This is a genomic window from Blautia luti, from assembly GCF_013304735.1.
Taxonomy (GTDB): domain Bacteria; phylum Bacillota; class Clostridia; order Lachnospirales; family Lachnospiraceae; genus Blautia_A.
Map to the genome: position 1 here is coordinate 99293 of NZ_JAAITI010000006.1, position 12332 is coordinate 111624.

The window sequence follows — 12332 nt, forward strand, 5'->3', positions numbered from 1 at the left end:
GTTGTTTTTTGACTGGATTTAATTATACCAGAATGTTTTTTCGTGTCAAGGATATTTGCAAAAAAGGTTCCGGGCTGTGCACGGTTTTTCTTACCCTCACAGCCTGGAACCCAAGTCTGAAACTGTCAGCCTTATATGCTCTGCATCATATTCATTCGCCGTCTTTTACTTTCAGACAGATGATATGTTTCTCTTTGTCATATCCGTTAATACGGACCTTCATTCCCTCTTTTGTCTCTTCGCACTGTACATTAAGTGTTGAATCCAGTGTCTCTGCACTTCCTTTTACGCCCGGAATCAGCACTGTATTCTCTTCCTGGGAAAGTCCCTCTATAAATACATAAAGATCTTTTTCTTTTGCTGTAAAAAACAGCTGTACACCATCTCCTGCTGTTTCCGGAAGATGTGCGGAACAACTGGTATCATAAATACCTTCTCCGTTGATCTCCAGCCATTTTCCAAGCGCAAGAAGACGTTTTTCCTGCTCAGCCGGAATAGTTCCGTCTGGTTTCGGGCCGATATTGAGAAGCAGGTTTCCGTTATCAGATACTGTTGCAACCAGAAGATGAATCAGATCCGGAACACTGATCAGCTGATCATCTCCTTCATTTTCATTGTATCCGAAAGAAAGTCCCATACCGCGGCACATTTCCCACTTTTCCTTGCGATTAGCTTCGCCCTGTTTGTATTCTTTTGTGCTGAAGTCATGATACAGTCCATTAAACCGGTCATTGACCACGCCTTCCTCCACCACATTATAATAATGTGCCAGGAAATACGGCATCATATGCTCACTCTGCTTTGGCCATCCAATATCATTCCAGAATACGGACGGGTGATATTTGTCTACCAGCTCTTTCATCTGGTTGTAAGAATAGTCTGCATACTCAAAAGTCGGGCAGGCATTTCCGAAATTGTCCTCTTCCTTGAAAATCGGATCATTGGCAAACTGCCAGTCGATCAGCCCTGAATAATAAAGTCCCATTTTCAGACCTTCACTGCGCACAGCATCTGTCAGCTCTCCTGTGATATCTCTCTTCGGACCAAGTTCTTCACAGTTGAAATCTGTATATTCACTGGGATACAGGCAGAAACCATCATGATGCTTCGTTGTCAGCACAACATATTTTGCCCCTGATTTGCGGAAAAGTTCTGCCCACTTCTGTGGCTGCCAGTTCTCAGCCTTCCACATTGGCAGGAAATCTTCATAAGAAAAATCCTTGCCGTATTTCTCAATGTGATGTTCATAAGAAGGTCCTTTTCCAACATTTATGGAATTATAATACCACTCCGCATAAGGATTGTTGCAGAACCATTCTTCATTGGTCTCCACCGCACCAAGCTCCCATGTTCTTGGCGCGAAGGCAGGAACTGAATAGATTCCCCAGTGGATAAAAATTCCGAATTTACAGCCGTCATACCATTTCGGTACCTCATGCTCATTTACAGAATTCCATGTTCCTGTATATTTTTTTGACATTTTTCATATCCTCCTTGATATTATCCGCATCAGCCCTTTACAGCACCGGCTGTCATACCTGCGATCACCCATTTCTGTGCAAAAATGTATACCAGGATTACCGGCAAAGAAACCAGTACAACGTCTGCGCATACAAGATTCCAGCTTCTGCTGAACTGTCCGTAGAAATTGTATACAGAAAGAGGCAGCGTCCACTTGGAAGAAGAATTCAGAAGATACATCGGAATCTGAAGCTCATTCCATACCCACATAAAATTCAGAACGCCTGTTGTTGCAAGAACCGGTTTCAGAAGCGGCATGATCACTGTGCAGAACAGTCTTCCGCCTACTGCACCGTCCATAACTGCTGCCTCATCCAGTTCTTTCGGGATTCCTTTAATAAATCCGCTGAACATCATTGTTGTAAACGGCATGTACAGAGAAGAATATACAAGACAGAGACCGATTCTTGATCCGTAAATCCCCATTTTCTGCATCAGCTGGATAGTTGGAAGTGCAGCAAAAGGTGCAATGATTCCAAGAGTGATGATCTTATACCCGATCCTGCATCCTTTTGTATCTCTTCGTACAATGATAAAGCTTAAGAATGCAGAAAGAGAAACGATCAGTGCCACTGATATAAAGGTGATAAACACACTGTTCCCGAGAGAACGCATAAAATCTTTTTCCAGAACTGTTATGTAGTTTTCCGGATGCCACTCACTTGGCAGGCTGATATTCATATAAGCAGCTTCGCCTTTGTTTTTAAAGGAAGTGAGAAGCACCATCAGCATCGGATAGATCGTCACGATGCTCACAAGCCAGAGAATGATCTCCAGTATCAGATTGATCCTAGTTTTTTTCTTATTCATATTATAACACCGTCTCCCATCTTGATGAAAACTTCTGATATACAACTGAAACAATGACCAGAAGCACTGTGAATACAAGGTTGACAGCTACAGATTGTGAATAACGTCCTGCAGACATTTCATTCATCATCAGCGTTCCGAAACTCTCAGTCGCATTTCCTGGGCCGCCGCCTGTCATAACGTAAATCAGATCGAACATTTTCAATCCATAAATCAGACTGAACAGAATATTAACGTTTACAGTAGGCATGATCAGCGGAAGTGTGATATGGCGGAAAAGCTGCCACTCAGATGCACCGTCAAGCTTACCTGCCTCCAGATAATCAGAAGAAACTGACTGCAGACCCGCAAGTGTGATGATGATCGCATATCCCACATTTCTCCATACCTCAGCTACGCAGATAGCAAAAACTGCTGTGCCTCGTTTTCCCAGCCACTGTATATTTGCAATTCCCATAAGGTTCAGGATATTATTGATCGTACCGTGACGTGTCTGAAATACAGCACTGAAGATAAGGCCTACAACAAGGCAGGAAAAGATAGACGGGATAAAATAAACCGTTCTCAGAGCAGTCCGTGTTTTGATCTCACGGTTCAGGATATAGGCAAATACAAAGCCCAGAAGTGTTACGGTAATGGTTTTTACGCCTGCGTAGATCAGGGTATTTACAAAGGCTACCGGCACTTTCGTACTCGTAAGAACTGACATGATATTTTCAAATCCCACAAATTTCAGATTGGTTGTTCTGGCTGCACTCCAGTTGGTAAATGCATAGTAATAACCCACAGTGGACGGTACAATAAAGAAGATAAAAAATACCACAGCAGGGATCAGTGCCAGATACAGCGGATATATTTTTTTTCGATTCATGAATTTCCTCCTTAAACAATTTCAGGTTTGAAGTTTTACCCTCAAACCTGAAACCATCTTTAAAACGGATGTTTATTTACTGGGCAAAAGACTCAAGTGTTGCAACTCTGTCATCATCGATCAGTTTTACACATTCTTCTACGCTGATGTCTCCGTTCATAAGCTGAAGCAGAGCCTTGCCACCTTCCTGCTGGTTGAAACCAACGATCTTCGGCTGTGCGGAAGATGCACGGATCAGTTTATCTACGCTGTCTTTGTTTCCATCATACTGAGTGGAATTTACATTGGTTGTCTCCTGTTTGAATACTGCTGCTGTGGAAACACCATCAAATGCCTGGTTGTAATTCTCCGGATCTGCCATAAAGTTTACGAAATCACTGGCAGCCTCTACATTATCACCATTTTTGTTTACAAGCATCAGGTTTACATTTCCGCCTTCATAGGTTCCCTCATCGCAGGTTCCCATAAATACAGGCATGATTCCGAAATCATCACCTACATAATCATAAGATTCACTGTCATAATCTGTGTCAAACCAGGTATCCCAGCAGAAGAGCATTGCAGCTTCACCTGTTCCAAGAACCTCACTTGTGTAATCCCATGTATCAGATGCAAAGTTCTTTCCAAAGTATCCTTTATCTGCTGCTTCTTTAAACCAGGTACACATATCTGTGAATTCCGGGATATCTGCGTAGGACATTTCTCCTGCATTCAGTTTTTCGATATATTCCGGATGCTCCTCAAGTACAGGATCCAGTGCGAACTGATAAAGGATTGGCCATGCATCAGCTGCTGCAAGGTAAATCGGCTGTACTCCGTTCTCCAGAAGTGTATCACAGGCTGCATTGAATTCTTCCTGTGTTGTAGGCTGCTCAATTCCCAGTTCCTCGAAGATCTTTGTGTTATAGAAGCAGCCGGAGTTGGATGCTTCCCAGAACGGAAGTCCGATCACTTTGTCATTGTAGGTTGCCTGTGGAAGAACTGAGTCCTGAATATCGGACACCCAGTCAGCATCGGACCAGTCTACAAAATTCTCTTCCGGATTAAAGTTTTTCAGGTTGCTGTTTCCGAAATGAATGTAAAGATCCGGGATATCACCTGTTGTAAATTTTGTCAGTGCAATGGTCTCTGCATTATCTGTATCAAGACCCTGCTGGTCAATCTTGTTTCCGGAAGACTCTTCCCACAGAGAAATGATCTTCTGCATGTACGGTTTTGCAAGGTCATCTGCATTTCCGTAAAGTGTCAGTGTTACTCCATCTGCTGCGCTGGCGGTTACCACGCTCCCGAATACAGATACCGTCATGCACGCTGCCATAAGTGCTGCAAACATTTTTTTCTTCATTGTAAATTTCCTCCCTTTGTTTGTTTTTTCGTTCTTAATATGGTCATATTATATAAAACTGCCTTCGGAAAATCCATGGACTTTTGTTTAATCCAACATGTACTTTTTTCCTTTTTTACATTCTTCCATCTATTTGTACAATTTTCCTTGTTTCTTTTTCGCTGTTCATATAAAATAGATACAAGAAATCTTCCGGAGGAACGATCATGAAATTCCATGAATTTTCTTTTCAAAAAAAGCTGTTCATTTCCTGCATCCTGCTAAACTCCCTTCTGCTTGTCGGTTTTTCGCTGTTTTTCTATTATTATTCGGCAAATTCCCTGCGGGAGAACATGCGCAGTACATTAAGCGGCAGTGCATCCATGATACAGAACAATCTGGACACCCTTCTCAATGATGCAGATAATACGCTGAAAGAGCTGCAGCTAAACGCCTCACTCCTTGATACTGCCAGAAATATCCCTGAGGGCGAAAACAACTACCTGCCTACCCATATCACAGCCAGATCTGCTTTTCAGGACCGGTTCCGCACTACCTTGATGTCTTCAGACCTGGATATATCCCTTAATTATGTCAGCAAATATTACGACCATCTGGGAACTTCTTCCCCAAACGGTACCAGTTATACAAAAAAAACCGTTCTGGAGAACAATCCCTATCTTACAGACGTTATAGATAACATTAATTATGTTTTATATGTCCCTCCTCACAAGGATTACTGGAAAAACAACCGAACTGTAATTTCTGTTGTACGTTCCATGCGGGATATTTATCATCAGTACGGACTTCTTATTGCTGATTTTGATATGGATACCCTGACCAGACAACTTCTCTCCGGTTTTGATACTCCTGAAGATTATGATATCACCATTCTGGATGATGCTGATAATCTGGTTTACACAAGTGCATCCTCACTGAACCGCAGGACTTTTCTGGCCAGCTGGCGTTCCGCTTCCGAGATTTCTCCTGACAGTGGCAGCTTTTCCTACGGAAATCTTTCTGTTTCCAGCTATCACCTTTCCGATAAGACCGGATGGACGGTGATCCTCAGTGAGAATTCTTCCATATTTGCAGCCTCCATAAAACGGCTTCTCATAATCAGCACATTGCTTTTTGTAATCATGTTCATAATTATGTCCACCTTCCTTATGGTACTGACGCGAAACCTCACACAGCCACTTCGACAGCTGACAGATAAGCTGACAGTTCTTGATCCCGGGGAAAATATTTCTGCTATTCCCGGAAGCAGCGATAATGAGATCATCTTTCTCACCAATGCGATCCAGGGATATCTTTCTGAAATTTACGACCAGAACCAGCGTCTTGCAGAACAACGGAAACGGACATTGATTGCCCACTATGACGCCATGGAAGCGCAGCTGAACCCGCATTTTCTGTACAATACTCTTTCTGTCATCGGAATGACAGGGCTGGCCTCTGGAAATATGGATGTTTCCAACATGTGCACAGAGCTTTCCCAGCTTCTTCGCTATTCCCTCTCCTACACAGGGCAGTCCGTTATTTTGTCCCAAGAGATCGACAATGCAAGACATTACCTCTATATTATGAAGATACGCTACGAAGACGATCTGGAATACGAATGGCAGCTTGATGAGTCCCTGAATTCCATTACTGTGCCAAAGCTGATTCTTCAGCCTCTTATTGAAAACTGTTTTCAGCATGGCTTCCACCAGGCCGGCGTGGAGATTCCTCCTCCCTGGAAGATTTCCATACGTTCCCACTGTGACGACACCCGGTGGTATCTGTCCATCTCCAACAACGGAGCTCCGTTTCCTGAAGAAAAGCTTACTGCTCTTCACCAGAAACTCTCCGGCTTCACCTTTACCGGAAACCAGGATATGGATTACGAAAACACCTTTCGCCATCAGGGCTATGGCCTGGAAAATACCATTCTCCGTTTTCATATTTATTACCGCGGCGAAGAATATTTCCATGTTTCCAAAAATGATTCTGACAACCTTACGACCGTCACCATCGGCGGCCCGTTAAAGCCCGAAAAATTATTCAGCCGGAGCACTTCCTGACAGGGAAGCCTCCGGCTTTTTTCCTTAAACTTTATTTACTCCTGATCTGATAGATCGCGTCTTTCTCTGTATCAAATACGTATCTTTCTTTTTCATCTATGATCACAGGAACTTTTATTCCATCTTTGGATATCTCCAGTTCCTCTCTGCATCTGAGAACTGCTTTTTCCCCATGTTTCGAAAGAAGCCACCCATGAGAAAATCTGCCCTTTTCCCAGGTCATATCCACCTCAAAACCGCCTTCTGCACAAATACCTGTGACGCTTCCCTCCTGCCAGTTTTTCGGAAGAGCCGGAAGCAGGAATATCTCATCCAGATGGCTCTGGAGCAGCACCTGGGCAATTCCGCACGCTCCGCCGAAATTTCCGTCTATCTGGAATACCCACGGAATACCTGAAATCCGCTCAAGTGGCGGATGCAGATCAAACATATTCGGTGCTGTCAGTTTATTGAGAAGATAATCGATATATTCCTCTGCTTTATCTCCATTTTGAAGTCTTGCATACAGATTGATCAGCCATGCACAACTCCAGCCTGTGTGACCGCCACCAAATTTCATTCGTCTCTCCAGAGATTTCTCACATGCTTTTACCAGCTCCGGATTCTCATATTCATTAATCTGGTTTGCCGGAAACAGGGGATATAAATGCGAAAAATGTCTGTGCCCAAGTTCCCACTCCTCATAATCTTCTCTCCATTCCAACAGCTGACCGTATTTTCCAACCTTGTACAAAGGGAGCTTATCAAGAGTTTCATGCACCCAGTCTTCCTGAGATGCTTTTTTCCCAAGGATCCTGTTTCCTTCCAGATAGGCATGAAAAATATCTCTCAGGATTCCGGTATCCATGGTACAGCCTGCGCAGGCACTTCCCGTTGTTCCATCTGCCTGATAATAGGTATTCTCCGGAGAAACAGAAGGACACACCACCATTTCACCCTGATCTTCGATCATGAAATCTTTAAAAAACAACACGCACTCTTCCAGAACCGGCATCATCCTCTCCAGAAAAGCCTGGTCCATGGTATAGCGGTAATGCTTCCAGATATGTGCTGCCAGCCATGCGCCGCCCATTACCCAGTATGACGCTGCCAGTGCCAGATCCTGCGGTGCTGTGTCTGCCCAGATATCTGTGTTATGATGTGCCACAAAACCTCTGCATCCATACATTTCCCTCGCTGTTTTCTTTCCATTCTCCACCATTCGTTCCAGCAGGTCAAAAAGCGGCTCATGACACATGGAAAGATTACAGATCTCTGCTGGCCAGTAATTCATTTCTGTGTTGATATTGATGGTATATTTGGAATCCCAGGTAGGCTCCAGCTTCTCACACCAGATTCCCTGAAGATTGGCAGGAAGTCCTCCCGGGCGGCTGCTCGCCATAAGAAGATATCTTCCGTATCCATAATAAAGAGCTGCCAGCCCTTTGTCTTTTTTACCTTCCCGGAGTCGTTTCAGGCGTTGATCTGTTGGAAGTCCGGACAGACCTTCATCCTCTTTCAGTTTCAGAACAGAACGGTCAAACACCTTGCTGTGTTGCTCCACATGTTCTGCCAGTATTCGGTCAAAATCCTCTGCTGTGTAAGAAGCCAGCTGTTCTTTGAGGTAGCTGTATGGATCCTCGACCTTCTTTTTTCGGTAAGGGAAAGTAGTCACTCCGTTTACATAAAAAATCACCCTGGAAGCATTTTGGATCACCAGGTGTTCTCCGATCACCTGTACACTTCCGCCTTCTGACACCGCGCGGGCCTGAATGCAGAATTCACTTCCACCCTTTCCCAGATCTCCATCAATATAAATACTGTCCTCACCGGCTTTTCCTGCACAGTTGTAAAATCGTCCCCTTGTTATCAGAACAGACATGGCAAGACCTTCTTCTCTGTCTGTGGAAAACTCCGCTGCCATCAAATCTTCTTTTTCAGAGATCAGACATCGCATTCTGTACTGTGCTCCATTATGTACAAACGAAGTACTTGCAACACCTTTTTCCAGATCCAGCTCTCTTCTGTAATTCTGGATCTCTCCCTCTTCGTGATCTATGCTGTAATTCACATCACACATGGTCTGATACGGCCGTTCGCTCTGAGGTGTTCCAGACAATGCAAAAAGTTCCAGTTTCTGAGCTTCCCGGATCTTTCCTTCCAGCACCAGTTTCCGGATTTCCGGGAAATACTTCGCCGCGTCCGGATTGATGCGGTCAAGCGGTCCTCCATAGACAATACTCTCCTCATTCATCTGGATCTGTCCGCAAAAAGGTTCACCGGATATCATAGCTCCCATCCGGCCATTACCAAGAGGCAATGCTTCGATCCAGCTTTTTGCTGCTTCTGTATACCATAAACAGTTCATATTCTTCCTCCCTGTTTTTTTTCCTATCATATCATACCTTCTGTATATACAACATGGAGAAAAAGCGACTTTCGTATGGACTTTTTTCTTGTTTTCAGGTCTATTCATGCTATAATTAGAACATATGCAAAAAATTTCTTTCACATATAAAGGAGAAATTATGATACACGTACTTATCATCGAAGATGAACCGGCCATTGCCAGGGGGCTTTCTCTTCTCATCACCAAAAATTACCCGGATTTTCAGATTTCCGGTATCTGCAAAAACGGCAGGGACGGTCTTCAGAAAATTCTGGAACTGAAACCGGAACTGGTTTTCACAGACATTACCATGCCTGTGATGAACGGACTGGATATGATCGAAGAAGTGCAGAGGAACCACCTTCACACCCGCTTTGTGATCCTCACCGGATATGCTGATTTTGAATATGCCAGAAAAGCCATCCATCTTGGCGTCTCTGATTATCTGCTTAAACCTATTGACCTCAAAACTCTGGATGACATCCTTCTCTCCTGCCTGGAACAGCAAAAATCCGAAACCCGGCTGCTTCAGAAAGAATATCTGCAATGTGCTGTCCGAAGTGACAAACTTTCCGCAGGTGATCCTGATTTTATGAATGGTTTTCACTGTTCTTTTGTATTTGTTTTTCAAGGCCCGCTGTGTTCCAGTGTTTACGGTGAAACTATCCCCGATTCCAGGTTCCGTCCTCTTTCCCCGGAGATCCTTTTCCAGCTGGAGCAGGAATACCCTGTTTACATTCATCTTCTCTACGGACGGCACCAGAACGAACAGGTTTATGCGCTGGTCTATGCATCTTCCGATCAGCCGGATCTTTTATCCCTTGCAGAAAAGATCCAACATTTATTATCCGCAAACACAGAAGACCAGGAATCAGATATCTGGCTGAATACTATCCTGGCACGAGCCTCTGACGGATCTTCTGTAACAGATCTTATCAAAGATACATACCTTTTTGCCCTGTTCCACAACTGTTTCGGAAGCAGTTCCATAAAAATCTGCAGCTCCGTTTCAGATCAGAAGATACTTATTTCCCAGGAAGTCAAGCAGCTTTGTGCAGGGATTTCTTCCAGCTCTGACCAGGATTGTTTCTACCATATGATCCATTCTCTGATCACTCTGGAAAACAGAAAAAATATCTCCCAATTCCAGCTGACTGCTGATCTCAGGTACTACATCTCTGCTGTGATCCAGAACTGCCACAGGGACATTGTCTATCCTGATGTTGCAGAGATCGTTTCCACCTGCTATTCTTACGAAGAACTGGAACGGGAACTTCAATATGAAACTGACAAGATCTGCGGTTTCCACAGCAAAACACCAGGTGAAGAACTCCCTTCTCTTGCACGCCAGGTACGGAACTATCTGGACCGGAATTTCACTCAGCAGATCACAACGAAATCCTTTCAGGATATTTTTGGTTACAATGAAAAATATATCTCCACACTTTTTAAATCAGAATTCGGGATCTCTCCCAGCAAATATATCAGTGAACTGCGCCTGAAAATGGCAAAGACATTAATGCAGAACAACCCGGATATCCTCACCAAAGATGTGGCTGAAATGGTAGGATTCTCCGATGCTTTTTATTTCAGCCGGGTATTTAAATCCCACGAAGGAATGTCACCCAGCCAGTTTCTGAAAAATCTCAGAAAAGATTAAATGTATTAAAAAAACCCGCTTGCGCGGGTTTTTTTATTGTATCGCATTATACACGGGAGAGATACTCTCCTGTTCTTGTATCGATTTTCAGTTTGTCGCCCTGGTTTACGAACAGCGGAACCTGAACCTGTGCACCTGTCTCAACAGTTGCCGGTTTGGTAGCACCCTGTGCTGTATTTCCTGCGAATCCTGGCTCTGTCTCAATAACCTCAAGCTCTACGAAAAGAGGTGGCTCGATTGCGAATACTTCGCCGTTATGAGAGCAAACCTTAACCATCTCGTTATCCTTAACGAATTTCAGAGAATCGCCAACCTGCTCCTCTGTAAGACCAACCTGGTCATATGTCTCTGTGTTCATGAAGTAGTATAAACCACCATCCTGATACAGATACTGCATATCTACACGCTCAATACGTGCAGCCGGGAATTTCTCTGTAGGACGGAAAGATTTCTCCACTACAGATCCTGTAATAATGTTTTTGTATTTTGTTCTTACAAAGGCTGCGCCTTTTCCTGGTTTTACATGCTGGAATTCAACGATCTGACATACGTTTCCATCAATTTCAAGTGTGATACCATTTTTGAAATCACCTGCTGAAATCATAAATATTTCCTCCTTAATATATGCGGTTCTTTTTCGCTATGGATTATTCTATAATACCTTTTGTCATTTTTCAACTGTTTTTTTGTTTAAGCCCTTAATTTTTCTTCAATTTCTGCAATCAGTTCGTCAAAAGGCTTCACTCCTGTGACAACTTTAATGTCTGCAAACTTCTCATAAACAGGATCTCTCTGCTTGAGAAGTTTCTTGATCTTGTCCTCTTTGTTCTCAGCTCCCTCCAGTGTTGGATTGTTGCTTCCTTCCAGACGTTTGATCAGTGTTGCCGCAGATCCCTTCAGATAGATGATCGTCCCCATATTCTGAAGATATTTCTGGTTCTGCTCCTGCAGAGGCAGTCCAGCGCTGACAGAGATTACCTTACGCTCACCATCTGTAGACAGCTCTTTAACTGCCATTGTCTCCAGTGCACGATAAAACGGCTCTCCAAAGCGTTCAAATACCTCCTTTACCGACATGTTCATTTTCTTCACGATCAGTCTGTCCACGTCAATAAACGGAAGTCCCAGGTCCTTCGCCAGCCTCTTTCCAACTCGTGTCTTTCCTGAACCCATAAAGCCGATAATTACAATATGGTTCATGAATTCTTCCCCTCCTCTTTTTGGTAAAAATATAGTACTATTTTTTCCAGATAGCGTTTCAGCACAATCTGAATTTCCTCTTTTGGATGAATCGGTTTTACAAGAATCGTACGGATCCCCGCCCGCTTCGCTCCGTAAATATCCGTAAACAGCTGATCCCCCACAAAAATTGTCCGGTCAGGTTCTGTCTGGATCACCTGACAGGCTTTTTTGTAATTCTTCACAGCCGGTTTATGGGCATTTTCTATAAAATTTCCCTCTACGGCCTTGGCAAAAGGCTCTACGCGGGGTTTCTGGTTGTTGGATACAAAACAGTATCGAAACCCGATCCCCCTCAGCTTTTCAAACAGTTTCCTTGCCCGTTCATCTGCCGGTGCGCCGTGCGGGACAATGGTATTATCAATATCAAAAAGAAGCCCTCTGTATCCTTCTCTGTAAAGCTTCTCATAGTCAATTACATACGCAGAATCCAGATATTCATCCGGAAAAAAACTTCTGAACATCTATTCCAC

At 43.7% G+C, this 12332-nt stretch carries 10 protein-coding genes; 2 read left to right on the forward strand and 8 right to left on the reverse strand.

Annotated elements, in window-relative coordinates:
- Positions 1-151 precede the first annotated feature (151 nt).
- From G5B06_RS05230 to G5B06_RS05245, 4 genes are all read right to left on the reverse strand, one after another.
- Positions 152-1480, reverse strand: coding sequence for an alpha-L-fucosidase (locus G5B06_RS05230; protein WP_148446667.1), 1329 nt, complete (start codon positions 1478-1480; stop codon positions 152-154).
- 29 nt (positions 1481-1509) lie between these two features.
- A complete protein-coding gene (locus tag G5B06_RS05235; protein ID WP_148446669.1) occupies positions 1510-2331 on the reverse strand; it encodes a carbohydrate ABC transporter permease in 822 nt (273 codons plus the stop codon).
- A gap of 1 nt (position 2332) precedes the next feature.
- Positions 2333-3202, reverse strand: a complete 870-nt coding sequence (locus G5B06_RS05240) for a carbohydrate ABC transporter permease (RefSeq protein ID WP_148446671.1) — start codon at positions 3200-3202, stop codon at positions 2333-2335.
- 76 nt (positions 3203-3278) lie between these two features.
- A complete protein-coding gene (locus G5B06_RS05245; RefSeq protein ID WP_148446673.1) occupies positions 3279-4547 on the reverse strand; it encodes an ABC transporter substrate-binding protein in 1269 nt (422 codons plus the stop codon).
- Positions 4548-4753: 206 nt separating this feature from the next.
- On the opposite strand from G5B06_RS05245, the gene G5B06_RS05250 reads away from it, so the two are divergent.
- Positions 4754-6592, forward strand: coding sequence for a cache domain-containing sensor histidine kinase (locus tag G5B06_RS05250; protein ID WP_173761936.1), 1839 nt, complete (start codon positions 4754-4756; stop codon positions 6590-6592).
- A gap of 31 nt (positions 6593-6623) precedes the next feature.
- On the opposite strand, the gene G5B06_RS05255 is transcribed toward G5B06_RS05250, so the two are convergent.
- Positions 6624-8939: a glycosyl hydrolase family 95 catalytic domain-containing protein gene (locus G5B06_RS05255; RefSeq protein ID WP_148446677.1), complete on the reverse strand. Its 2316-nt coding sequence runs from the start codon at positions 8937-8939 to the stop codon at positions 6624-6626.
- Between the two features lie 160 nt (positions 8940-9099).
- Here G5B06_RS05255 and G5B06_RS05260 point away from each other — a divergent pair, with 160 nt between their 5' ends.
- Positions 9100-10620 (forward strand): response regulator transcription factor, encoded by a 1521-nt coding sequence (locus G5B06_RS05260; RefSeq protein ID WP_173761935.1) that lies wholly within the window; start codon positions 9100-9102, stop codon positions 10618-10620.
- A gap of 46 nt (positions 10621-10666) precedes the next feature.
- Here G5B06_RS05260 and efp read toward each other — a convergent pair whose 3' ends face one another.
- The 3 genes from efp to G5B06_RS05275 form a co-directional block, all read right to left on the reverse strand.
- Positions 10667-11224, reverse strand: coding sequence for an elongation factor P (gene efp / locus G5B06_RS05265; protein WP_015524430.1), 558 nt, complete (start codon positions 11222-11224; stop codon positions 10667-10669).
- A gap of 86 nt (positions 11225-11310) precedes the next feature.
- Positions 11311-11820, reverse strand: a complete 510-nt coding sequence (locus tag G5B06_RS05270) for a shikimate kinase (protein ID WP_148446681.1) — start codon at positions 11818-11820, stop codon at positions 11311-11313.
- Positions 11817-12323, reverse strand: a complete 507-nt coding sequence (locus tag G5B06_RS05275) for a YqeG family HAD IIIA-type phosphatase (protein ID WP_021976810.1) — start codon at positions 12321-12323, stop codon at positions 11817-11819. The genes G5B06_RS05270 and G5B06_RS05275 overlap by 4 nt, the downstream gene beginning before the upstream one ends.
- Positions 12324-12332 lie beyond the last annotated feature (9 nt).

Coding starts and splice junctions, on each gene's coding strand:
- G5B06_RS05240 (WP_148446671.1), bottom strand. CDS start 3,202: ATGAATCGAAAAAAAATATATCCGCTGTATCTGGCACTGATCCCTGCT.
- G5B06_RS05245 (WP_148446673.1), bottom strand. CDS start 4,547: ATGAAGAAAAAAATGTTTGCAGCACTTATGGCAGCGTGCATGACGGTA.
- G5B06_RS05230 (WP_148446667.1), bottom strand. CDS start 1,480: ATGTCAAAAAAATATACAGGAACATGGAATTCTGTAAATGAGCATGAG.
- G5B06_RS05270 (WP_148446681.1), bottom strand. CDS start 11,820: ATGAACCATATTGTAATTATCGGCTTTATGGGTTCAGGAAAGACACGA.
- G5B06_RS05275 (WP_021976810.1), bottom strand. CDS start 12,323: ATGTTCAGAAGTTTTTTTCCGGATGAATATCTGGATTCTGCGTATGTA.
- G5B06_RS05235 (WP_148446669.1), bottom strand. CDS start 2,331: ATGAATAAGAAAAAAACTAGGATCAATCTGATACTGGAGATCATTCTC.
- G5B06_RS05250 (WP_173761936.1), top strand. CDS start 4,754: ATGAAATTCCATGAATTTTCTTTTCAAAAAAAGCTGTTCATTTCCTGC.
- G5B06_RS05255 (WP_148446677.1), bottom strand. CDS start 8,939: ATGAACTGTTTATGGTATACAGAAGCAGCAAAAAGCTGGATCGAAGCA.
- efp (WP_015524430.1), bottom strand. CDS start 11,224: ATGATTTCAGCAGGTGATTTCAAAAATGGTATCACACTTGAAATTGAT.
- G5B06_RS05260 (WP_173761935.1), top strand. CDS start 9,100: ATGATACACGTACTTATCATCGAAGATGAACCGGCCATTGCCAGGGGG.